The organism is Anaerotruncus sp. AF02-27, from assembly GCF_003465835.1.
Taxonomy (GTDB): Bacteria; Bacillota; Clostridia; order Oscillospirales; family Ruminococcaceae; genus Anaerotruncus; species Anaerotruncus rubiinfantis.
The window spans coordinates 53,953-76,564 of record NZ_QSBX01000001.1; the positions used below are offsets into that span (position 1 = coordinate 53,953).

A 22,612-nucleotide genomic window follows, 5' to 3' on the forward strand; every position below is an offset into this window, starting at 1 on the left:
GGGACTCACCGCTAAATGCCTGTAGTTCCCGCTCCCATAGGGAATTTGGCATGCATCCAGATTCTCCAAAATGCTGTATGGATCATCCGGGTACATTGCCATTGCGCTCTGGCCGCCTTGCTGGTTGACTATAGTCAACCTCATATACCAGTTCAATATCTTCTTTGCCTCCTATTCAAAGCCCTGCCCCATCTAACAGGGGGCATTCTTTTGCCTTTCTCAGACATCATATCCCCAGGATGTTCCAAATATATTGGGGCGCCGTTAGAGAGAAAATAAGCCCTGCGAACAGGATCGCCACCGGCGCCCATTCCATCTGGCCGTGCTTGCGGTAATCCAGATATGCGCTGGCGAGCTTGACAAACAGCAGCACCGCCAGGATCATATCCAGCGCCGGAAAGACCACCGAATTGACCACCGTCTTGATCTGGGTGGCGGCGCTGGTCCAGGTCTGCTCGATGACGCCCGACACATCCCCAGTGGGGGCGGCCAGCGCGGGAATGGCAAGGGAAGCCATCATTCCCACGGTGCAGAGCAACGAAACAATCTTCTTTTTCATCTTCATTCCCTCCATTTTTAACCCATCTGCATCCCAATCACAGGCTCCTGTTCGTACTGGGGTTCCTCCATCCCCGTTTCCATCTGCTGGCTCTGGTGTTGGGCAAGGGCCTGCCGGTACGTCTCCACCGCCTGGTCGGTCATCTGCTGGCGCAGCTCGGCGGAGAGAGGGAAACAGATATCGGTGTACCCATCCCGCCCCTTGTAGCTGGGGAAATTGAGGAACGGGCCGTTTTTACCCTCCATCAGCCTCAGTCCCCGCACCACAAACGCACCGCCCAGATTGACAGAAAGGTTTGCCAGCTTTGTCCCGCCATCCCCAAGAGAGTGGACGCGCATGGTGACCGGCAAAATCACACTGTTATTTTCGGTTTTTATAATCGTCTTTGTCTCGTTCTTTTTCATAGCCTATCGATGCTCCTTCCAACGTATTTTGATGTATTCCTCTGCGTCCACATAGTAGAGGGCGGAGCCATCCTCTTTGCAAAGTTCAATCACATCTGATATGGACAGTGGCCGTCCAATATATCCCTTGGGCAGTGTCCCGACACTGAACAGCTCATAGAGGTCGCCCAGGCTGTCGTATTCCACCATCCCGTCAAAGATGAGGTGGTAATCCAGCCGGTCCGCCCCGCCGTACCGCTCCTCCAGCTGCCGGTAGGGGATGAACTTCCGCTCCGGCGGGGCGCCGGACATCAGCTGGTAAACGCAGACCCTGCCGCCTTTCTTCCTCTGTCCCTCCAGCTCATTTTTGAGGGTGTCCGCAATCCCATCCAACCAGCGGATGGCGACGCCGGCAAGGGTCAGCTCCTTGCCGGCGCTGCAGCCCATGAAGTCGCTGTCCAGCACAGCCGACCTCCCCTCAAAATAGCCGATGGGGATGCTGCCTTGATAGATCAGCTTCTTCTCTATGGCGATCTCCTCCTTTGTATTCATAGTTGTTTTTGGCCGGGTTATAGACGAGTCCATAGTCCGCGGCCCTCGCCCCCAGGATGTCCAGCGATTTCTCAATCGCCGCCCTGGTCGCCGGGGTTGGGATGAACTCGATGAGGGCAGCCCCGTCTTTATACTGGACCGCCCCCACATTGCTCCCCACATCCTCGCTGGCCCAGAGGTAATCGAGATACAGGTCTTTAAACACCAGCGAGAGCTTGCGGACCAGCTCCCGCACATCGCTGTCCTCGGTGTCGAAGCGGATGGTTTCTCCGCCGTCGTACCGCTTGGTCCATCGCTCTGGGCGCAGGGCGTTTTGCGAGGTGCCCCAGTTTTGCTGACACCAGCCGCGGGAGCAGTTCTCCTCGCCATACTGCCGCAGCAGCTCCTGATTGGTGGGCTGTCGGTAGACCCAGGGCGGCATGGGGGTGATCCGGCCAAAGTCGATGGACCCCCGGCCATACCTCCGGTCTGCGATGAAATCCAAAAGGGCTGCGGCTTTCGCACCGCCGCCCTGGATATGGAGGATGTTTTGAATGGTTGGCATATCCACTCCTCCTCTGCCTAAAATAAGATAATTTTATAGGTTGTATTTATCCTATATTTTGAGTATACTATTCTTGAGGTGATAACCATGATGATCAATACCAACGCTTTGGTCGCTATGACCGAGGCGAACCAGAATTTTTCCAAGGTCGCACGGCTGGTTGACGAACAGGGCGCGGCAGTGATCCTCAAGAACAACAAACCGCGCTATGCTGTGGTGGATTTTTCGGAATATGACAGCTTTCAGGAGTACCGCCGCTCCCTCATCGGCAAAACCGCGGATACACTCATTGCGGAAAACCTGGAGGCATTTCAGGAGCTTGCTGAGTAGCCGCCTTTCTGGAAACAATGCTTTACGGTTATGAATATAGGATACAACAGGCAGCGGCGGGATTTTTCCCGCCGCTGCTTTATGCATAACAAAAAGCGGCCTGCTGAGAGGCCGCTTTCTGATTGGGTTTTGTTTATTTTTCTTCCTCTGGGCTGTACCGATTCAGTTCGGCTTCGATGTTGCGCCCGCCGTACATCACCCGAACGATGCTCACAACCTGCCGGTCATGATCTGGGAGATAAAAGACAACAAAATTGTCCACTGGCATCATGCGCAGCCCTCGGCTGTACCAAGGCTCTTTCCCATATCTGCGAAACCGCTCCGGCAGTTGCTCCAGAGAGAGGATGCCCTTTTCCAGCCTTGAAAGCTGCCCGGAGGCATTCTGCAACGATTTCAGCTCATATGCGATGTACGCAAACACACCTTGCAGATCCCGTACAGCCTGTTCCGAGATCTCTACCGCATAGCGCATCATAGCCCGCAGTCCCTCCGAATTTCATCAAAGGCCGCGCGTGCAGGTCTGGTTCGGCCAGCAGCGATATCTGCATAACCCTTTTCCAATTCCTCGTGGAGTTGTTCTTCACCCAGTTTGCTCAGATCCAGCAGAGAAGCTGCTGGGAGCTTCACCTCAAAGGGAATCCCACGCTGCAAAATAATTTGCTTATAGAACATATTGATCGCGTTGGACACTGGGATGCCAAGTGCGGACAGGATGCTTTCCGCCTGTTCCTTTACTTCAGGCTCAATGCGTGCATAAAGATTGGCTGTTCTCGCCATGTTCATCGCCCCTTTCTATCTTTATTATATCCATTTGTCCGCACATTAGCAATACATATTTGGAAATTTATCAACTTAAACCCCTGTCTTAGGCAGATTCCCCCGGTCCTTGTTCCAGACCACCGTGATCCAGCTGTCCTTTCCAATCACCCATTCCCCGCCGATCCTGCCGCCCGCGTCGGTGCGGTTGACAATGCGATAGCCATCCTTGAGATTGGCAAGGGTGGTCACAAAGATGGTGGGGCCCGTTTCCTCACAGAAGCCCGGCTGCACGGTCCCAAAATTGAAGCGGAACTCGGTGACATACTCGTCCGCCGCCAGCTTCAGATTCTCCCTGCCGCAATCCAGGGTGTAGCTCACCTTGCTGGATAGGCCGTCCTCCAGTGTGCGCCAGCTGTTTTTGCGGTTAGTCTTGTACTCTATCGAGTAGGTGAGCCGCTCCGACCAAGTGCCGGTGACGATCTTGCCCAGCCGCACTTCATCGGGGAGCATATCCCGCCAGTAAAACTCCTTCAGCGCCACGTTGGAATGGTTTTTGATTTGGGAGAACGAATAGGACATGACGTCCCCAGCCAACACTTCCATGTTGCCGCGCTTTTCCACCGTCACATTCACATCGGCGGGCTGGTTCTGTACCTCGAACCGGACCAGATCGTTGTGGATTTTCAGGGTCGCATAGAATACCTTTTCATCCCGCAGGTAGTATTCCGGGCTGGCGGTCTCTTTAATGGCGTAGGTCGCCAGCGGCAGAGGCCTGCTGGTGGCAACGCCTCTGGAATCGGTGGTGATGGTATCCACCACCTCCAGCTTGTCGTTGTAGATGGTAAACTCCGCCCCTTCCAGCAGCGCCCCCGCCTTGTCCTTGGTGATGGGGTTGTCCGCTGCGGCTTTCTTGACGATCTGGATCTGTCCGCGCATAGGCTGGTTTTCGATGGTCAGCTCGGTGGTTTCCCCAGACTTTACCTCGATGGTTCGGATGGTGGGGTCCACCACATAGCCGTCGCACTTTACCTCTTTGAGCTTGTATTTTCCCTCTGCCAGCTCCCGCGGGAACTCAATCACGCCGTTCTGGTCGGTGGTAAATTCCCCCAGCAGATTGTTTTTGGCGTCATAGAGGTTGAACACCGCGCCATAGATGGGTTTCCTGGTTTCGCTGTCGATTTTGGTGAGCCGCAGGGTGGAGAGCGGCTTGTTGAGCAGCTCCACCGTGCTGATCTTGCCCCACTGGAGCGTCACCTCATGGACGGTTTCATCCAGCTGGTACCCCGGCAGGGTCTCCACCTCCTGCAGATAGAGGGTCTCTCCGCCATCGATGCCGGAAAGCAGGATCTCGCCCAGCCTATTGGTGCTGTAGGTCCCTACTTCCCGGTGGAATTTATCATAGACGCGGATCTTGACGCCCTCCAGCGGCTGCTTGGTTTCCGCGTCCAGCTTCACAATCTTGAGGGTGGGCCAGGGCTGGTTGTGCCATTCCATAACGTTCAGCTTGCCGGATTCCAGTTTCATGGTCTTTGGAGTGGGGTCGGGCTTGTAGCCGTCCACTGGCTTGATCTCGGTCACCCGCACCCAGATTTCCTCCTGATCCGGCAGGTTGATGACGCCCGCATCGTCGGTATAAAAGGTGCCAATGGCGCGGCCGTCGATCTCCTCGATGTAGAAGCCCACATCGGGGATGGGTTCGCCGGTGACGCTGTCCACCTTACGGATCTGCAGCCCCGTGCGGGGCTTGTTGAGGAACTCCACAACAGCGGGCGCCTCATACTTCAGCTCGATGAGTTTGGTTTCACCGCTGGCGATATAGGCGGGATTTGCACGTACCTCCTTGATGAGATACCAGCCGGGAACGACGTCATTCCCCGTGACCGTCGCCATGCCGTTTTCCCCGGTGGTGAATTCGCCCACCAGCCGACCGTCCGAGTGGGTGACAAGGAAGGTGGTGTCCGGGATGGGATCGCCGGTAATGGAGTCCCTTTTCTCAATTAAAATTGGGTGTTCTGGGATATTTTTCAGCTTGAGGACAGGGTTCTCGTTTTCATCCAATTTGATCTCATGAACAGTGTCATCCAGAAAGTAGCCGGGTAAGGTTCGGATCTCCTTGACCAGATAGATTTCACCCGGCTCCAGCGGCTCAACGGTAATTTTCCCTCCCGCGCTGGTGGTGAACTGTCCGAGGGATTTCCCATTCTTGATGGAAACCTCGAACACAACGCCATCCAGCGGCTGCAGGGTCATGCTGTCTACCTTCTCGATGGTGAGGGTGGACTTTTTGTCATTGGGGATATCGACCACCTTGTGTTCTCCCTTGGCAACCGTCACATCATAGGTGGTTTTTTCGCCCATGACATACCCATCCGGGGCGGACAGCTCCTCGATGATCAGCGCGCCCTCGTATGGAAGCGAGATGCGGATCTCGCCGTTTCGGTCGGTGGTCTGGGTCCAGACCTGGGCGGAAACATGGGGATCGGCATAGCGGATGCGGAAGGACGCCCCCTGCAGCGCCACCGCTTTCTTCCCAGTCTCATATTTATAAATCGTCAGCGAACAGGGCATGGCCGTATTCACAAAGGTCATGGTGGTTTCCCGGTCGCCCTCAATAAAGTCGGCAAATTCCTCCACCTGTGGGTCGCTCTCGGTTTCTGCGCTGGAGGAGGATTCCGATTCGGCTACCACATCGCCGCTGTCAATCTCGATGACGGTGGAGCTGGTGGTCTCGGTGACAATGGTCACTGTCCAGGTCTCCACATGGGTGACGCGGGTGTAGGTGGGGGCCACCACCGCCGTCTGCGGGGTGGGGTCCATCTCATAGCCGTGGGGAGCGCGCACCTCGGTGACCGTCACGGTCGCCGGGTCATGGTTGTCCTTGGGATGGGTCCAGGTAAAGAGGCGGGCGCCGTTATCCACCTCCCAGTTCTCCACCGTGGTGTGGGAGCCGTCCGAAAAGGCCACATCGATGTCAAACAGCGCCCCATCCAGGCTCTTTTCATCCTGGTCATGCTTGCGGATGGTGATCTGCCCGATGGCGTCGCTGTATTCGTAGGTCTTGCGGTTTCGGACCTCGGTTTCGGTCTGGGTGTCGGTCGTTACCTCGATGCGGTATTTGTCCGAAGGGTATTCTTCCTCGGTGGGAGGCTTTTCCGGAAGATCAGGCTTTTCCTCTGTATTGTAGGTGATGAGGTCCTGGGTACCGCCCGTCCAGGAGATATAGTTGTATTTGAGGCTGCTGGCGTCCGCTTTGCCGTTAAAGATCTTGTCCGCAGAGCCCGCGCCGGGGCAGTCCCCCCAGCTGACAACTGTCGTACCCATGAGATGGGCCCAGATGGCAGCCTGGGCCGCCGCGTAGTCGGCGTTGCTCTTTCCCGACTTGTCGTAGTTGGCGAGGATCTGCTTGATAACAGGATCGTTCCCCTCGCCCGACTGGGTATAGCTGCCGGTAGGGACTTCGCCGTTCCATTCGCCGCAGAACGCGATCTCCCCGTCCAGGTAAATCTTCGGCATGGGGCTGCCCAGCCACGCGCCGTTGGCAAATTGGATGCCGTTTTCCGAGCCAGCCGTCCATGTGATCATGGAATAGGTCGGGGATGTGGAAGCAGCTTTTGCCGCGGCCCTAATCCGGGGCTGGGGCTTCTGGGAGGCTTCCAGTGCTGCCTGCTGGTACTGCTGGAGCCAGTGGACCGGTGCGTCGCCCTCGGGGGGTTCCTCCGGGGGCGTTTTCTCATCCGACTCTCCGATGGTGAGATCGGCGGGGGATTCTTCTGGATTTCCTTCCACCTCCTGCGGCGGCTCTGTGCCGGGGTCTGCGTCCTCCACTGGCGGTTCCTCGGTGGGAGGAGCGGCGTCCGGCCCGGTGGAGGGATCGGGTGTGGGGCCAGGCTCCTCCGTCAACCCCGGGTCAGGAGGTGTTTCCACCCCGCTGTCCGAAACCTGCTGGGGGCAAGCATGCCGCCGGTATCGACGGCCGCCGCCAACGCCTGTACCGGGATAACGCCCAGCAGCATGACAACGGTGAGGATCATGCAAAGTATTCGATTCGTCTTGTTTCGCATATCACATTCCCTTTCAAAAAATCAAGCCGCTCTGCAAAGCAGAGCGGCTCTTTGGTCTATGTGGCTGTTTTTCTTTTATGGGGCGAAGACCTGCACCCAGTAGGTGCTGCCGTCATCAGCCTGATAGTATCCCACTCCGATGGAGGAGTACCAATCGAGCAGGATGTTTTCCCGGTGTCCTTCGGAACTCATCCAGGAGGACACCTGTTTTTCCGGCGTGGCCTTTGCTCCTACGTTTTCGCCGCAGCCCAGATGGACCACTCTCGACCCGTCTGGGCGCTCATGGCTGTATTTGTAGGACACCTCCTCTGCGCGGATCATTGCCAGCTCCATGAGAGCTTCATCTGTAATCAGCGGGCCGAGACCATTCTTTTCCCTCTCTGCATTGGTGCGGCGGATAACCTCCAACGCGAGGGCTTCGGCGTCAGGTTGTTCCGGCTCTGCTGCCGGGGGTGCGGCCTCGATGACCGGCTCTTTCTCCTCTGGCGGCCCCAGTTTGGGCGGCTGCGGTTTCACCGGCTCTGTTTCTTGGACAATGCTACCCTCACCTGTCCGCACAGTGCCGTTTATTTGCCGGTACTCATTGAAGGCTTCCGCCAGCCAGGTTTCCCACTGGATGCTGCCGGTGGGATGCTGTTTTACAAGCTCCATCACTGTCCGGTTGGGGATGCTCCCCAGCACAGAACCATCCTCTGCGTAGAGGTACCAGGTGGTGATGGGCCAGTCTTTTCCTCCCGCGAAGACGGCGGGGGTATCCCAGTCATTGACAGCGACCTGATATCCCTCCAGCTCAGAGGATGACGCATAGGCGGTGACGGCGCAGACCAGCAGCGTGGCGGCAATGAGCATTGCTCTTAGAAATTTTTTCATGGTGGATAACCTCCTTTTGCCACAAAGGATACCAGCAAAAGCAAGGGAAAGCTATTCATCAAACCCAACAAGAAAGAGGGGTCAAACTTCGACCGCCTGCACCATCAGGCGCAGATTGGGTTTGCCGGTGATGCAGGTGATGAGGGTAATCCGGTTATCCTCGGTGCGCATCAGGTAGTCCCAGTTGTCCTGTGGGATCTCTTTGACCTCGGAAACGGTATAGCTGCGTTCCCCGAGGGCAGTTTTGTAGGTGATCCGGTCGCCCTCCTTCAGCAGATGAAGCTGGCCGAAATAGGCGATTGCTCCTTCCGGGACCACATTGTGGCTGCTGAGTCCGATGTTCCCGTCCCAGGCGGATGTGATGGCGAAGTGAGCCACTCCACGGGTCATTCCCTCCAATTCACCGCCGTCCTCCGTCTCATACACCGGGGCGGTGAGGGAGATTTTCGGGATGGACAGCGTCCCGATGGAGCCGTCCGCCAGCGCGGTTTCGCTGGGCAGGGTGTAGTCCTCCGCCGAGAGGGGGATACTCTCCGTCCATACCTGTTCGGGGTCGGCAGCAGCAGCCTGTTCCAAAAGCTTCAGCGCATTCTGGGCGGCGGTCTGCTCCTCCTTGCCGGAGGGCTGGATCACCACAATCCCATCCTCCGAGGTATATGCCCGGTTGACCTCCATATCAAAGGTCACCTCCTGCTCCACAGGCGGCTGGGCGATGGTCTGGGGAAGAGGCCGGAAGGTCTGGTGGGCATGCCATGCTGCTGCGGCGATGACAACCGCCGCAATGGGCAACCCAATGAGAAACCATCTGCCGCTGCTGTTCCAAAGATCCTTAAGCTTCTGTTTCATCGGTCATCCTCCTCCAATCCCCGGTCCATCTCATAGAGCAGATCTGGGGTGTCCATCGGCGGGCGGCCCGCGTAGGGGTCATTTCGGACCGGTTCCCGGACGCTCTCTTTTCTCTTTTGCAAGATCCATCTGACGCCAAACCAGCCGCCAGCCAGCAGCCCTGTTCCCAGCAAAATTCCCAGGATCGGCAGCAGGATTCTGTTCATATCGAAATTCCCCGCCTCTGCTGGGATTTCCTCATATACGATGCTGATCATTTGGTCGCCGGACTCGGTCTTGGTCACCTCGCCGCTGTAGGAAGCAGCTGCAAGATATGCGCTGGCTTTGCTGCCCCAGCCGGTGCCGGTATAGGTGGCGGTGGCGGAAAAGAGGGACGGGACCTCGCTGTTCTCGGCGGCGCTTGCCATAGGCGTCCACTGGACGTCCGCCAGCTGCAGGGTGACGCCGTTCTTCTGTGAAGTCTTGGGGATGTAATAGGGGTCGTTGCGGTCCAGCCCGGAAAACTCCCGCACATCCTTGAGGGTGTACGCATACCCCTCGGTATCGGTCGCCTTGGCCTTGATGGACTCCGGTTCCAGGGTCAGCGTCCCCGCAAACCCGTCCTGGCTGTAGGGGATGGAGGCGGTGAACAGCGCCAGCAGTTCTTCCTCGTCATCCGTTTCAGAGGGCATGGAGACGGTTTCTGTTACCGTTTTGCTTTCGGATTCCCCGGCCAGCTCCCGGCACAGGATGTCCGACACCTGATATTTGATCCCCCGGCGGGTCAGCCCCTCCTCGATGAGCGCCGCGGGGTCTGTACCCTGCGGCACAAGGAAGGTCTTAACCAGCAGGCGGGTTCCGCCATCTTCGGCGGTCTGGATTTCGATAGGGTAGAAGCTCCCCACCCTGTAGTTTGTTTTCTGCTCTGTTTCCTGCTCATTCTCCTCGTCCTCCCTGGGGGTGATGTCGGTGATGGTGATGCTGGTCCCATTCTCATCCGCGCCGATGACCGTCTGCGGCGGCTGCTCTGCAAACGCTGTGACGCTCATGGACAAAACCAGCAGACAGGCCAGCAAAAGCATCCTGATCCTTCTCATTTGTAAAATTCCTCCTTTCAAAGTGAACGCAGGGGCAAGTGTTTTTTTGCAGGGGGTAAGATCATCCCTCATAGACGATATCCCCCTTGATGAGCAGCTCGTCCAGTTCCCCCAGGCAGAGTCCTGTGTCCAGGAACATGTCCAGTACCTCCGGGGGCACATCCCGCAGGTCGTACTGGTGGTCCGCCTGGACGATGGTGACGCTGTTCTCCTCCTCGTTCACATAGGCGCAGAGCTTGGCACCCTCATCGATGCCGGCCTCCTCCCGCAAAAAGTCGGGCAGACCGATTTCCTCCTCCAGTTCTTCAAAGGGGCACACCTGCGCGCAGTCATGGCAGAAGCCGCAGGTTTTCGCCAGCTGGACGTTCAGCTCCACCGACAACTCATGGAGCCGCCTTGCGGCGCGGATCAGCTCCATCCCAGTCATCCGGCGCTTGAGGACCACAATAACATCATCAAGCACATGGGTTTCCGCTTCGGCGTTCTCGGGGAACCCGGCAGTCTTTAGTTCGGCGGGCAGGATACGCAACCCCTTGGCAGTCGCTTGTCTCAGAAATTTCATTGTAAAAACACTCCTTTAAATAATCTTCAATGGCTTTTCGGGGATATGGGTCAGACGCATCCCGCCAAATTCCAGCGGGCTGTCGAACAAGGTCACCTGCCACGCAAAGGGCCTTGGGTCGTAGTTGGTCATGAGCAGTTCTTCATAGACCGCTCCGGCCTGTTGAGCCATAGTGTTCTGACGGGTGAAGGACAGCTGGTAAAAGTCGCTGTAAAGCCTGCGGATCTCCTCACAGTCGTTGTAGGAGACGATGACATAGCCCTTGCATTCCCTGATGGCATCGTGCAGCCGGACATGGTCCTCTGCGGAAAACGCAGCGTCGTAATATTGCTCCGCGTCATAGTAGGGCGGGTCGCAGTAAATCAGCCCATCCGGGCGGTCCCTGTCCAGAATCAGCTTCACCGCGTCCTTGTTTTCAATGACTGCATCCTCCAGCCGTTTTGCTGCCTCCGCCAGCCGTTCCATCGCGTCCTTCAACTTCAGGGGCTTGATGCCGAAGGAATTGGTGGTGCCGCTGAAGCTGCCCCACACCCGCTTGAAATAAGCCGCCGCCCGGCAGGCGTCATAGAGCTGCGCCCTCTCCCGCAGGATGGGGGCGAGGGCCGCCGCCTGTTCTTCTGTGAAGCAGTCCCGGTCCTCCAGCACCGCCAGCTCCGCCTCGATATTTTCGAAGAACACCGCCCTGTGTTCCAGAAAGCTTTTGTACCACTCGAACTCCTCCCTGGAATGGAGGGGAAAGAACTGTAATTCCCGCAGCAGGGCGTTGCTCCGCTCCTTGACGCAGCAGAACAGGTTGACCAGCTCCACATTGGAATCGTTGTAGATGTCCAGACGGCCCGGGCGGGGCTTCATACTCAGCAGCACCGCCCCACTGCCGCCGAAGGGTTCCACATATTGGCTCAACTTCTCCGGCATGATCCGGCGGATGCAGGGGATGAGCTTCTCTTTGCTCCCCACCCAGGGGAAGAAGGGGCGGGCCATTTACAGCTCCCCCTGTCCAAAGGCGTCCAGCGACCCTTCCAGACCGGCGATGGCGGCCTCCAGCCCGTTTGCCATCACCCGCAGCTGGACAATGGTACTATACACCTCACCCGCAGTGACCGCATAAAAATACCCGTCCCGGCTGCTCCCGATGGGGACGCCCCTGCGCCGCATCCGGTTGACCAACTTGCGCAGCTCCTTGCCGCTGATCCCGACCGCACTCTCAATTCCCTCGCTTCTTTTGGTGTGCGCTTTGCCCTTGCAGAACTGTTTGAGATACTGCAGCAGCTTTTCTTCGTTCATCTTTTCCTCCTGTTCCGGGGTGTTTTCCCGAAAAAGGGCACAAAAAAGAAGGGGCCGCATCCCCCTTTCGGGAAAACGGCCCCTGTGTTATTCTATATTTGATATAGCCTGCCTTATTCCATGTTCATACCCATCTCCTCCTGATATTCATAGTTTTGTGTTTCTTCATTGAAGACCAGGTCATAGGAATCCGCTGTGCAGTTCATGATATCGAACGCCATTTCATATGCCTCCTTGGAATGCGTGCCCGGGATATCTTCATAGATGGTTTCCCCTCCGAGGAAATCTACCCTTCCCACGTTAGCACCTACATCCTCATCCGCGTATTCATATTGGAATTCGACGTCGGGGAAACGGCTGGAGAGTGCAGCCATCAGTTCAGGCACCCCATCCCATACGGTGAGATAGGTCAGGACATTATCCCGAGAGGGGATACCGATATAGTCATATCCGTAGGCATTCCATTTCGTCCCCCAGTTTTTGTTGCACCACTGATACCAGTCGATGCTGCCGTATTGAATAAATTGTCCACCGCTGTCTTGCTCAGCGCCAGCATTTCATCGAGTGGGCAATATTGGGTAACCTTAGATAATTCCTCTGGGCTCATCTCACACTGGAATTTGTAAAATGTGTCACTGCCATTAATCCGATCCCGCAGTTCAAGCAGCTGATGGTACTCCATCTTTTCACAGCCCATATTCGGGCTATGTGGATTCAAGGCGGTAAGATAAACAGATATGGCCCTGTCGGTTTTACTTCCGATTTCAATATTCAGGGATTCCGGCATGGGGATCAGTTTATTGAAGTCAATGCTGCCGCGTCCGATGGAATCGCTTTGGGTGGCGTTAAGGATTTTCTCCAGCTGTTCTCCTTCCGCTCGGATGGTCAGTCGGTTTGTAATGTGATTTGGCAATTTCTTTTCCCCCAATCATTAAATCTATCTTAACCAAGCTGCAATCCTTCTACCTGCTGTTCCTTTCCAAAGCACGGCAACGATTCACGGTCTTTCCTGCGGATCGCTCCATAATCGGTCAGGGAGGCATGATCGCGCTTCAGCAGCTCTATCCCAGCCTGATAGCCCTGCCCTGTGTCAAAGAGTATGGCAGGCAGATCCGGGTTTTTCTCCTGCAGGGCGATCCTTGCATAGTCCCAGGGCTGCGCGGCGTCGGGGAGCAGTTCGTATTGTTCTGTTTCCTCCAGCAGTTTTACCGCATCCTGCAGGCAGCCGCACCCACTGGCCTGCAGCAGCGCCTTGTAGCGTGTAAACTCCTCCGTTCCCCACACCCTTTCTTTTTGTTCCAGCTGATACGCAAAATTGTTTGCTGATTCAAAATCACCGCTCTCAATGGCGTCGTTGATCCATTCCCTTGCGGCGGGAATCAGGCAGTCGGTACAGGTAAAAGCGCATTCATCCAGATCTGCGCCATCCACCTCTTCGATTGCCTTACTGATGGCGGATTCATTAGCCGGCAGGTCAAGAACGGCGGCCAGATGATTGTCATAGGCCGGGGTATTGAAAAACCCCTTTCGCACCTCCAATACCACCGGCATGCCGGAACGGGTGAAATATGCCATTTGACCGGGGACATACACCTCCTCCCATTCGCTGCCGTCCGGTTCGGCGTAGCCGTATGATGTGAACACGCCGCCGTTCTTCTCCAGATGGCGTTCCCCCAGCAGCTCCAGCAGCCGTTGCTGAAACCCGCTGCCTGCCTCTGCTTCGTCCAGCAGGGCGGCTGCCGCATCCGACAACATTTCTTCCTCATATAAAAGGGCGCCCAAGTCCTTTGCGCTGTGGACATGGGGCGCTATATGGCAGGTGCTGGTGTTGAAGGTGAGATTGATGAGCCTCTGTAGTGGGATGGGACTGGGACGGTTACTGTGTTCCATTTGCAGCAATGCCTCAAAGCCGCCCTCCTGATCTGTTGCCAGCATGGAAAGGCGCTGGGCGAAGAGATTGAGTTCATACAGATTGTGGGGTTCTCCAATATCCGCTTGGGAAATTTTCTTTCTTCGAATATCCAGCAGATAGATTTCACAGGAGCGGCCATCCCTGATCCGGGCCTTTTCCTGTGCGTCATGAAACTCCGCCCAGCTTGCGGGCAGCTCAAGCACGATGGCCGTTTCATATCCTCTTGACCCGCCGTTGCTGATCTCCACTTCAAATTCCTTTTCTCTGTTCAATGCCTTCCTCCTCCTTTTTTCAGGTCATCTGCAGCCTCATCGAGTTATCCTGCTCCGTCGAGAACAGCTCCGCCTCGGTCTTGATCTCTCAGTTTTCGCTGTTCCACAGGTGGACATACAGTTCCCCCTCATTGATATGAATCTCACGCTGCTCGAAATTCTCTCCCCAGCCGTCTGCCGCCTGTCCGATGATATACTCTTTCAGAATATCCAACTCCTTGGGGAGAGGGTTCCAACTACGCGGCATTCCGCCCCCCAAAAGTTGTCGGTTTCTTGATTCGACGGTAAAGACAGTGGATTTCACTTTATCATCCACACTGTTGTTTTCACCATACCAATGCATGAGGCCCCGTTCTGTTTCTTCCGGGGTACGATATTTCACCAGGGACGCAAGGATTTCGTTTTCGTAGGGCAGCAGATCCCTGCCGTCCAGTTCGGTGGGTTCGTCCTCCCAATCGCCCCATTCGTTTCTGCTGTAAAGCTCGGCGGTGAGGGGCATATACAGCTTCATAGTGGTGGGTTCCGAAGGCAGGACGGTGAAGCGTCCTCTCCGACCACCAGCCCCAATGTGCGCCCATTGTCCCACCGGCAGTGAAAGGTCCCCGCATTGTCTATGGCCTGTAGGGTCCCCATCGTTCCTGGCTCCACCGGGTGGTATGGGTCTTTTATCTCCCGCAGTTTGATGCGGGTCCCAACGGGATACTGCTCCCGCAGAAACGTCAGCCTTTCCTTTGAGATATTCATCTCACACCCCCCAATTCAATTTTCTCATTCTGGTCATCCTCGTTTTCTTGGAGATCCTCCTCGTCACCCAGCAAGTCCGTGAGATCGTCCAAGCCCAAGGGCGGCTCTGCGAAGTGGATCGTATCGGACTCCAGATCGTCCTTCAGAGCGCGCAGCCCATTCTCGGCTTCCCCTATGGGGAAATACATCCATTTCCCCACCAGATCAAAGATATAGCTATATTCCACACCATCGGTTTCCCAATCGTCCAGCTCCCTATTGGATTGGAAAGCTTGAATTTCTTGGGATGGAAGATATCGTTTCAGAGACTAATCGGGATTATGTCGGCATTGTAGTGAGATATATAAGAGTGCGGAGTTGATGTGATGCTACCACTTGATTTGGAATTAAAACTCTTATCGGGTGAATCTGTTGTAATAAATCAAATCCCAATATATCCAGTTAGTTTAAAACAAATTGTTGAATATGGTTATACGGATTTTATGCACGCACTCAACTTTTTTACTATCCCAAGAGAAAGTTTGTTAGAGATGTTTGAGAAAAGCGTTTCGTCCAAATTTGATGAGATTAATAATGAAATCTATTTTTACCTGATTCTCATTTTAATTAATCAGAATGATTTTTTCAGAAAACTTTTTTGGGATATTTGGTCTATGATTTGCAAATGTGAATTTGGTTTTAAACATTATGGACTAGATCTAATTGGACAGCCTACAATCTATGCAAGCGGAAATGGTACTGTTTTGTCTTGTGGATGTGATAACATCCTTGGAAATGTAATTGTAATTAAGTATGAAAAGGTGTTTAATCACAAAACAGGAAAAGTCTTTGATGTAACTGTGCGCTACAATCACCTGGCAAGCCTCAAAGTACGTTCCGGGCAAAAAGTGGATAAGGATACCGTTTTAGGTGTTATGGGCAATACAGGGCGCTACAGCACTGGTGTGCACCTTCATATTGAGGTCGATACCGACGTAAGGGAGCAATATGCCTGCTGGACTCCTACTCTATCTGGCAATAGCAATATCCTGAAAGCCGGGAGTGATTCTACGATCAACCCTGCTGAAGTGCTGCATGTGAAAACCTCGACCCCGGATCGACAGACTGTAAGGCGATTGAACGACGGTTATTCAACCAGTGCTGACGTTGATATGGTGAAAATTCAATAATAGGAGGTTCTTATGGAATATATTAAATTTGTAGTGGAAAATTGGACAATGCTTGTTGCATTTATTTGTGTTATTATTTTAGCTGCTCAACGTATTTGGGAGTTTATCGCCCTACCCACAGAAAAAAAGAAAGCTGAGATTAAAAATCGTCTGCTTGAGTGGGTGCGTGAAGCTGGAGCAGATCTTGGCAGTGAAACCGGGAAATTTAAATTAGCTAAAGTTTATGACAAGTTCTGTGCTCAATATCCAGAAACTAAGAAATGGTTTACTTTGGAGCAGTTTGACGAGCTTGTCAATGAGGCGTTAAAAGAAATGCAAAAGACGTTTGAAAATGATAAAGTTAAAGCAAACGCTCTGGGTGCTGATAAATAAATAGATATAGGGAAGACCAGATTTTGTTCTGGTCTTCCCCATTTTTTACGAATCGATATAGCGAACCTTATGCGACATATGTAAAAAAATACGATGTTCCTTATTGCTGTAAAAGCACCTTACAAACACCCGCTCGATATTTTGGGCGGCGAATAAAAGACGATTTTAAATCTGATTTTATAATTTTACTGACGGATTTCCTTTTTATGTTTGGATTAAACCCTAAAGATGCCTTCGAAATGTATACGTCGGCAATGAGAGCTAATCCTCTAAGAAATATTGAGTAAATATAAATAGGGTAGTTGAGATCAATTCTCTTCTACCCTATTTATAGCAAACTCGAAAAGTCATGGCTTTAATCTGTGGCTATTATCACTGCGATTTTTGAGTACTCAAACTCTATGGAGTAATTTGACCATTGCATAACCTCCCAGCCAAGAGAACGCGCAGTCGAGATCACCATATCGTTATATGCACCGGACGGAGCCCGGAAGAGATGCAGCTTCTGCCCAGTCGTTTCCTCAATGATCCGTTTTGAATCGTCAAGCTCCTTTACGATCTCCTCCCGGCCAAGCTTCGTCATATCGGGATGGGTATTGGAATGGCTTCCAAACTCATGCCCGGCCGCGGACAGTTTTTGGGCTACTTCCGGATATTTTTTGCACCAGTCGCCCACCAGGAAAAATGTCGCTTTGATTTTGCGTTCGCCAAGTAACCCGATCAGCTTGTCGATGCCGCTATCGTCCCAGGCACAGTTGATCCCGAGCGCCGCGACTTTTTCTGTGGTATCCACTGAATAAACCGGCAGTTCCCGTTTCGCGGCGGAGGTATGCATCGCACGGCCCGCCACACCGAGCAGCAGCAGAACTCCCAGCAGAATGCACCCCGCCGCCAAAAGGACTGCCCTTCGCGAATATACCCTGTACATACGATCACCTCATGGTATCTATATGCGCGGATACCCCCATTCAGACGGCCGGATTGTCAATCTTCCGCTTGGCTCCACCCCATACTTCTTTTCACTGCCCGATGCCAACCGGCAAGCAGATGCTCCCGGTCGGAAGCCGTCTGTTTGGGTTCAAAAACCGAGTCGCAGTTCCACAGCTTTTTGAGCTCTTGCACATCTTTCCAAACTCCTGTTGCCAAGCCAGCCAGATACGCGGCACCCAAGGCCGTGGTTTCCCGTATCATAGGACGGCGGACGTTGCAGCCCAAAATGTCCGCCTGAAAGCCCATTAAAAACTGGTCTCTGCTGGCGCCGCCATCCACTTTAAGCTCAGCTAGATTATTTCCCGTATCGCATTCCATAGCACGGATCAGGTCGTACACTTGGTATGCGATTGATTCCTGCGCCGCCCGGATAATATGCTCTCTGCGCGTGCCACGGGTGATTCCAATAATACAACCACGTGCGTACATATCCCAATAAGGGGCTCCAAGGCCTGTAAAAGCAGGTACCAAATAAACGCCGCCCGTATCTTCCACCTTCTGCGCATAGTACTGCGCATCCTTTGCTTCGCTCAGGAAACGCAACTCATCGCGTAGCCACTGAATGACCGCCCCGCCTACAAACACGCTACCTTCCAACGCATATTGTACCTTGCCATTCAATCCAACCGCGATCGTCGTCACCAGACCGTTTTTGCTTTCAATAGGCGTCTCTCCGGTATTCATTAGCAGAAAACAGCCGGTTCCATAGGTATTTTTTGCTTCTCCGTTTGAAAAGCAACACTGACCAAACAGAGCTGCCTGTTGATCTCCGGCAATGCCAGCTATCGGGATCTGTCTCCCCTGCACCATGACATGTCCGTATATTTCGCTGGAGTTATGCACCTGCGGCAACATCTGGCGGGGGATTTCCAAGGCATCCAAAAGGTTTTGATCCCAGTCCAGCGTATGGATGTTAAAAAGCATCGTGCGGGAGGCATTGGTATAATCGGTTGCATGCACCTTTCCATTAGTTAGCTTCCAGACAAGCCAGCTATCTACCGTGCCAAAAAGGATTTTTCCCTGCCGCGCGCGTTCCTTTATCCCCACAACATGATCCAGTATCCATTTGATCTTTGTCGCCGAAAAATAGGCATCTGGAATCAGACCCGTGGCCTTTTTAATATACTCCCCAAGGCCCTGTTTCACCAGTTGATCCACAATGGGGGCTGTACGTCTGCACTGCCAAACAATTGCATTGTAGATTGGACGGCCAGTATCTTTGTCCCATAGGATGGTAGTCTCTCGCTGGTTGGTAATTCCGATCGCCGCAATCGCATGAATATCCACCCCGCTTTGGGCGATGACTTCCATCATTACCGCATACTGGGAGGAATAAATCTCCATCGGATCGTGTTCAACCCACCCCGCCTGTGGATAATATTGGGTAAATTCCTTCTGAACTAACCCTGCAATATTCTGTTCCTGATCAAACAAAATGGCGCGCGAACTAGTAGTCCCTTGATCCAAGGCCAGAATATACCGATTCATAAGTATCCTCTCTTTCCATATCCCTTGTGCATACAAAACATACGTCCGTGCCGCATACCTGCGCAATCACTGTTTGCCCCTCTCGGATAGGGGCATGAAGCAAAACGCCATCCAACTGCCTGACCGCTTCAAAAACCAAGCTCTTTGGAATGGCACGGTCGGTCTTGACCGAACAGCGCCGACACAGTGCCCCTTCGATCCGCACGGTGGAGGTCACCGTGCGGATCGGACTGATAAGTTCTTCCCTGCCATAAGCCTCCCCGCGGGGACAACTCTGTCCGGTGACTGCAAAATCTTTCTGTTCATCCACAAAAAGATGGCATCCCTTGGGACAAACAATGCAGACCAGTTCCGTCATCCTATCACCTCCTCAATTGAAAGTTCCAGCGAACCTGTGGCTTTCTCAAACAGCTCGCGCGGCAACCGGATATGCTCCATTTCACCTGGCGCCAAATGTTCCCGCTTAAAGACAGACAAGAGCGTCCCATTTGACGTGACCCTGATCCGGCTACTATTGCAGGGACGGGTAACCCGGAAAAATATTTCTATCGTCTGCCCGACCTTATCCAGGTGGATTTTCTGTGGGACCGTATAGAAAATCCCTTCCCCCGCTATCAGTTCCAGCACCTGACTCTGTGGCTCCTCTTTATGAAGCACATAGGATGCCGCCGCCTTACCAGCCCGTTCGCTCTCGGCTGAAACAAAATCCACAAGGTCATGTACATGCACAACATTTCCGCATGCAAAAATCCCCGGCAACGAGGTCTCCATATTTTCATAGACTATTGCGCCGCCTGTACGCCGATCCATCTTAATCCCTGCCTTGCGGGTCAATTCATTTTCGGGAATAAGTCCCACCGACAATAGCAATGTGTCACAGTCTAAGACACGCTCTGTCCCAGGAATCGGCATCCGTCGTTCGTCCACCTTTGCCAGAACCACCTGTTCCACCCGATTTCTCCCGCGGATTTCCGTAATGGTGTGCGAAAGATAAAGGGGGATGTCATAGTCTCTTAAGCACTGGACAATGTTCCGGTTCAGTCCGCTGCTGTATGGCATGATCTCCACACAGCAAAGCACCTTTGCCCCCTCCAAAGTCATCCGCCTCGCCATAATCAGGCCGATGTCCCCCGAACCCAAAATCACAACCCTTCGTCCGGGCAGGTATCCATCTAAATTGACAAACCGCTGTGCGGTTCCGGCGGTCAGCACGCCGGCCGGCCGTGTTCCCGGGATGGCGATGGCGCCCCGGGTACGTTCCCGGCATCCCATGGCCAGTATCACCGACGCGGCTTCCAACACCCGGTATCCTTCTTTCCGGCTGACCATATGGACCTGCCTGTCAGCGGTTACTTCCAGCACCATTGTTTCCAGCGCCACTTCTACGTCGGTATGCTGCAGCATGCGGATATACCGCCCCGCATACTCCGGGCCGGTCAATTCACTCCCAAAACGGTGAAGGCCGAACCCGCTATGAATACACTGGTTCAGGATTCCGCCCAGCGCCTGATCCCTGTCCACAATCAGAATCCGCTGCAATCCGCTTTCCCAGGCAGCATAAGCGGCTGCGAGGCCTGCCGGCCCACCCCCCACTACAATCAGTTCATACATCGGCCGCGCCTCCCTTTGTTTCTTTTGCCAAAAGACAGCTTCCAGCCGTATCTTGTAAAAGCGTCAGCGGGTCCTTGCCTTCTGCCCGGCAAAGCAGTTCCATCACTTTCGGAGTGCAAAAACCTCCTTGGCATCTGCCCATGCCCGACCCGCAGCGTCGTTTTATTCCATCCACCGACTGCGGTGGTATCGGACCGCGCAACGCATCCAGGATTTCCCCTTCCGTGATGGTTTCGCAACGGCAGATCACCTGGCCATAGGCGGAATCTTTCCGGATCAGGGCTTCCTTTTCTTCTAGGGATAATTCCCGGAAGCGAACCCGTCTGCGCGTATCGATAAAATCTGTTTTTTCCGTCAGTGTTAATCCGGCCTCCTCCAACAGCGCCGCTGCCATCCGGGCAATCGCAGGTGCGGCGGAAAGACCCGGGGATTTGATCCCGGCCAGGTCGATAAACCCCGCGCAGTCCTCGGCTCGTCTAATAATAAAATCCTCCTGGTCACTGACGGCTCGAACACCGGAAAAGTTCCGGATGGATTCTTTCAAATCCAGCGAAGGGACCGATTTGCAGGCCATCTCCGCCACCTGTTCTAAACCGTCCCGTGTAGTGGATGTATCGGAACCGTCCGCAACCGGCTCGTTATTCGGCCCCACGATTAAATTGCCGTGTACAGTGGGCGCAACCAATGTGCCCTTCCCCATTCTGGTCGGGCACTGAAAGATCACATGTTCTACCAGGTTCCCAGCGCTTTTGTCCAACAGGTAATATTCCCCCCTGACGGGAAGGATCTGAAAAGATGGACTTGCCACCATGTTGTGGATCTTATCCGCATGGATTCCTGCGGCATTCAGGATGTAGCGGGCCTGGACTTTCTTTGTGGGAAGGGACAGCTGGAATCCTCCCGGTAGCCGTTCGATTCCAATCACAGGGCTGTTCAGCCGCAGTTCCGCTCCATTGCGCACGGCGGTTTCCGCCAATGCCAGACAGTATTCCCAGGGGTTCACGATCGCGGCACCCGGAGCATATAAAGCCCCCAATGTCCCGGGGGTTAAGCTAGGTTCCATCCGCAGGGTCTGCTCCTTGGTCAGCAGTTCCAGCTCCTGTACTCCGTTTTCCTTCCCCCGGTGATAAAGCGTTTTTAAAAGGGCCAATTCCCGCGGGGTAAAAGCCAGCACCAGCGAACCGCACTGGCGATAGGGAACATCCAGCTTCCTACATAGCTCTTTGGCCAGCCGGACTCCCTCCACATTCAGCTTCGCCATCATCGTCCCCGGTTCCGGGTCGTACCCAGCGTGAAGGATTGCACTGTTGGCCCTGGTGGTCCCCACAGCAACATCGTTTTCTTTTTCGATAATAATCACACGCAACCGGTAGCGCGAGAGTTCATACGCGGCCGCTGCCCCTACGATCCCGCATCCTACAATTGCCACATCAAACATGTGTTCTGCCCCCCGATTTGTGTTATACCAAAGCTGGAATGAAAAAGAGTATGGTAAAAGCTCCCTTTCGGGTGCTTTTGCCATACTCCACATTCTCTGCAACAGCATACTATTTTAGATTTTTCTATTCCCGCTCACTGGGAAAATCCGGCCTTATAAAAACCAAATATCCGGATTTGTGGTGGATACCGATATTGCGCCAGCACGCAATGCATTCATCACATCTTCTTTGTCCGATATCAGTCCACCGGCGATTACGGGCCGATGGGAAAAGGATGCAATTTTATGTATAATCTTCGGCATAACGCCAGGCAGGATTTCAATGGCGTCTGCATATTCCAACGGAAACTGCTTGGAAATATTCTCCAGCGAAAGCGAATCCAGTACAAAAAAGCGTTGTACCGTATATAGCCCGCATTGTCTGGCACGCCGAAGCAGGTTCACCCTGGTTGAAATGATCCCATCCGCGTCAGTTCCTGTTGAGATAAAATCCACAGCCACATCCCGTGCCGCCAGCCCTTCAATCAGATCGATATGCACCAGTACCAATTTCCCAGCCGCTTTTGCCCGGGAAACAAATCCGGAAATATTCATAACGTCTCCAAACAGGAAAAAAACTACCCTGCATTCGCTTGTCAGGCAAGCCTCCAGTTCTTCAGGACGTTTGATCGCCGCGATGACCGGACAATCCTGCAAATAGTCTGAAATGCTTTCCTTTTCCATCGATTTATCCCACCTTCCCTAAACTAGGATATATGCAAAGCCATACTCTGTCAAGAATCAAATCTTT

At 53.9% G+C, this 22,612-nt stretch carries 29 protein-coding genes; 3 read left to right on the forward strand and 26 right to left on the reverse strand.

The window, feature by feature from the left end:
- Positions 1 to 226 precede the first annotated feature (226 nt).
- The 4 genes from DWV16_RS00280 to DWV16_RS18945 are packed head-to-tail and all read right to left on the reverse strand — an operon-like array spanning position 227 to position 2,038.
- Entirely contained in the window at positions 227 to 559 is a 333-nt protein-coding gene (locus DWV16_RS00280) for a DUF3852 domain-containing protein (protein ID WP_370218543.1), read from the reverse strand.
- 17 nt (positions 560 to 576) lie between these two features.
- A complete protein-coding gene (locus DWV16_RS00285; protein ID WP_118477508.1) occupies positions 577 to 963 on the reverse strand; it encodes a SpoVG family protein in 387 nt (128 codons plus the stop codon).
- Positions 964 to 966: 3 nt separating this feature from the next.
- Complete coding sequence (locus DWV16_RS18940; protein ID WP_158572737.1) at positions 967 to 1,494, reverse strand: YodL domain-containing protein; 528 nt, start codon at positions 1,492 to 1,494, stop codon at positions 967 to 969.
- On the reverse strand, positions 1,421 to 2,038 hold the full coding sequence (locus DWV16_RS18945) for a hypothetical protein (RefSeq protein ID WP_158572738.1): 618 nt from the start codon (positions 2,036 to 2,038) through the stop codon (positions 1,421 to 1,423). The genes DWV16_RS18940 and DWV16_RS18945 overlap by 74 nt, the downstream gene beginning before the upstream one ends.
- Positions 2,039 to 2,125: 87 nt before the next feature.
- Here DWV16_RS18945 and DWV16_RS00295 point away from each other — a divergent pair, with 87 nt between their 5' ends.
- Positions 2,126 to 2,368: a type II toxin-antitoxin system prevent-host-death family antitoxin gene (locus DWV16_RS00295; protein WP_118477510.1), complete on the forward strand. Its 243-nt coding sequence runs from the start codon at positions 2,126 to 2,128 to the stop codon at positions 2,366 to 2,368.
- 133 nt (positions 2,369 to 2,501) lie between these two features.
- Here DWV16_RS00295 and DWV16_RS00300 read toward each other — a convergent pair whose 3' ends face one another.
- From DWV16_RS00300 to DWV16_RS00365, 16 genes are all read right to left on the reverse strand, one after another.
- Positions 2,502 to 2,843: a type II toxin-antitoxin system RelE/ParE family toxin gene (locus DWV16_RS00300; RefSeq protein ID WP_370218546.1), complete on the reverse strand. Its 342-nt coding sequence runs from the start codon at positions 2,841 to 2,843 to the stop codon at positions 2,502 to 2,504.
- On the reverse strand, positions 2,840 to 3,145 hold the full coding sequence (locus DWV16_RS00305; protein ID WP_118477511.1) for a type II toxin-antitoxin system RelB/DinJ family antitoxin: 306 nt from the start codon (positions 3,143 to 3,145) through the stop codon (positions 2,840 to 2,842). The genes DWV16_RS00300 and DWV16_RS00305 overlap by 4 nt, the downstream gene beginning before the upstream one ends.
- 75 nt (positions 3,146 to 3,220) lie before the next feature.
- On the reverse strand, positions 3,221 to 7,051 hold the full coding sequence (locus DWV16_RS00310) for a collagen binding domain-containing protein (protein ID WP_158572739.1): 3,831 nt from the start codon (positions 7,049 to 7,051) through the stop codon (positions 3,221 to 3,223).
- Complete coding sequence (locus tag DWV16_RS18950; RefSeq protein WP_158572740.1) at positions 7,024 to 7,188, reverse strand: hypothetical protein; 165 nt, start codon at positions 7,186 to 7,188, stop codon at positions 7,024 to 7,026. Before DWV16_RS18950 ends, DWV16_RS00310 begins: the two co-directional genes overlap by 28 nt.
- 75 nt (positions 7,189 to 7,263) lie before the next feature.
- Entirely contained in the window at positions 7,264 to 8,058 is a 795-nt protein-coding gene (locus DWV16_RS00315) for a CAP domain-containing protein (protein ID WP_118477513.1), read from the reverse strand.
- A gap of 81 nt (positions 8,059 to 8,139) precedes the next feature.
- Positions 8,140 to 8,904 carry a class D sortase gene (locus tag DWV16_RS00320; protein WP_118477514.1) on the reverse strand — a complete coding sequence of 255 codons (765 nt, stop codon included), beginning with the start codon at positions 8,902 to 8,904 and terminating at the stop codon, positions 8,140 to 8,142.
- The gene (locus DWV16_RS00325; RefSeq protein WP_118477515.1) at positions 8,901 to 9,980 is read right to left on the reverse strand and encodes a hypothetical protein; all 1,080 of its coding nucleotides are present in this window, start codon (positions 9,978 to 9,980) and stop codon (positions 8,901 to 8,903) included. The genes DWV16_RS00320 and DWV16_RS00325 overlap by 4 nt, the downstream gene beginning before the upstream one ends.
- 61 nt (positions 9,981 to 10,041) lie before the next feature.
- Positions 10,042 to 10,542, reverse strand: coding sequence for a hypothetical protein (locus tag DWV16_RS00330; RefSeq protein ID WP_118477516.1), 501 nt, complete (start codon positions 10,540 to 10,542; stop codon positions 10,042 to 10,044).
- A gap of 15 nt (positions 10,543 to 10,557) precedes the next feature.
- Complete coding sequence (locus DWV16_RS00335; protein ID WP_118477517.1) at positions 10,558 to 11,523, reverse strand: DNA adenine methylase; 966 nt, start codon at positions 11,521 to 11,523, stop codon at positions 10,558 to 10,560.
- Complete coding sequence (locus DWV16_RS00340) at positions 11,524 to 11,826, reverse strand: hypothetical protein (RefSeq protein WP_147349406.1); 303 nt, start codon at positions 11,824 to 11,826, stop codon at positions 11,524 to 11,526.
- Between the two features lie 113 nt (positions 11,827 to 11,939).
- The gene (locus DWV16_RS00345) at positions 11,940 to 12,200 is read right to left on the reverse strand and encodes a hypothetical protein (RefSeq protein WP_118477519.1); all 261 of its coding nucleotides are present in this window, start codon (positions 12,198 to 12,200) and stop codon (positions 11,940 to 11,942) included.
- A 35-nt stretch (positions 12,201 to 12,235) separates the two neighbouring features.
- Positions 12,236 to 12,739 carry a hypothetical protein gene (locus DWV16_RS00350; protein WP_118477520.1) on the reverse strand — a complete coding sequence of 168 codons (504 nt, stop codon included), beginning with the start codon at positions 12,737 to 12,739 and terminating at the stop codon, positions 12,236 to 12,238.
- Positions 12,740 to 12,768: 29 nt separating this feature from the next.
- Positions 12,769 to 14,010, reverse strand: coding sequence for a hypothetical protein (locus tag DWV16_RS00355; protein WP_243007243.1), 1,242 nt, complete (start codon positions 14,008 to 14,010; stop codon positions 12,769 to 12,771).
- 88 nt (positions 14,011 to 14,098) lie between these two features.
- On the reverse strand, positions 14,099 to 14,521 hold the full coding sequence (locus tag DWV16_RS19455; protein WP_243007244.1) for a hypothetical protein: 423 nt from the start codon (positions 14,519 to 14,521) through the stop codon (positions 14,099 to 14,101).
- Positions 14,518 to 14,754 carry a DUF4314 domain-containing protein gene (locus DWV16_RS19460; RefSeq protein ID WP_243007245.1) on the reverse strand — a complete coding sequence of 79 codons (237 nt, stop codon included), beginning with the start codon at positions 14,752 to 14,754 and terminating at the stop codon, positions 14,518 to 14,520. The genes DWV16_RS19455 and DWV16_RS19460 overlap by 4 nt, the downstream gene beginning before the upstream one ends.
- A complete protein-coding gene (locus tag DWV16_RS00365) occupies positions 14,751 to 14,942 on the reverse strand; it encodes a hypothetical protein (RefSeq protein ID WP_118477521.1) in 192 nt (63 codons plus the stop codon). The genes DWV16_RS19460 and DWV16_RS00365 overlap by 4 nt, the downstream gene beginning before the upstream one ends.
- A gap of 177 nt (positions 14,943 to 15,119) precedes the next feature.
- Here DWV16_RS00365 and DWV16_RS00370 point away from each other — a divergent pair, with 177 nt between their 5' ends.
- Positions 15,120 to 15,923, forward strand: a complete 804-nt coding sequence (locus tag DWV16_RS00370; protein ID WP_118477522.1) for a M23 family metallopeptidase — start codon at positions 15,120 to 15,122, stop codon at positions 15,921 to 15,923.
- A gap of 12 nt (positions 15,924 to 15,935) precedes the next feature.
- Positions 15,936 to 16,295, forward strand: coding sequence for a hypothetical protein (locus DWV16_RS00375; protein WP_118477523.1), 360 nt, complete (start codon positions 15,936 to 15,938; stop codon positions 16,293 to 16,295).
- Positions 16,296 to 16,650: 355 nt separating this feature from the next.
- On the opposite strand, the gene DWV16_RS00380 is transcribed toward DWV16_RS00375, so the two are convergent.
- From DWV16_RS00380 to DWV16_RS00405, 6 genes are all read right to left on the reverse strand, one after another.
- A complete protein-coding gene (locus DWV16_RS00380) occupies positions 16,651 to 17,223 on the reverse strand; it encodes a polysaccharide deacetylase family protein (protein ID WP_118477524.1) in 573 nt (190 codons plus the stop codon).
- A 56-nt stretch (positions 17,224 to 17,279) separates the two neighbouring features.
- A complete protein-coding gene (gene glpK / locus DWV16_RS00385; protein ID WP_199719748.1) occupies positions 17,280 to 18,773 on the reverse strand; it encodes a glycerol kinase GlpK in 1,494 nt (497 codons plus the stop codon).
- Entirely contained in the window at positions 18,733 to 19,131 is a 399-nt protein-coding gene (locus DWV16_RS00390) for a DUF1667 domain-containing protein (RefSeq protein WP_118477525.1), read from the reverse strand. Before DWV16_RS00390 ends, glpK begins: the two co-directional genes overlap by 41 nt.
- On the reverse strand, positions 19,128 to 20,384 hold the full coding sequence (locus DWV16_RS00395) for an NAD(P)/FAD-dependent oxidoreductase (RefSeq protein WP_118477526.1): 1,257 nt from the start codon (positions 20,382 to 20,384) through the stop codon (positions 19,128 to 19,130). The genes DWV16_RS00390 and DWV16_RS00395 overlap by 4 nt, the downstream gene beginning before the upstream one ends.
- Positions 20,377 to 21,822, reverse strand: a complete 1,446-nt coding sequence (locus DWV16_RS00400; protein WP_118477527.1) for an NAD(P)/FAD-dependent oxidoreductase — start codon at positions 21,820 to 21,822, stop codon at positions 20,377 to 20,379. Before DWV16_RS00400 ends, DWV16_RS00395 begins: the two co-directional genes overlap by 8 nt.
- 153 nt (positions 21,823 to 21,975) lie before the next feature.
- Positions 21,976 to 22,545: a glycerol-3-phosphate responsive antiterminator gene (locus DWV16_RS00405; protein WP_118477528.1), complete on the reverse strand. Its 570-nt coding sequence runs from the start codon at positions 22,543 to 22,545 to the stop codon at positions 21,976 to 21,978.
- Positions 22,546 to 22,612: the final 67 nt, after the last annotated feature.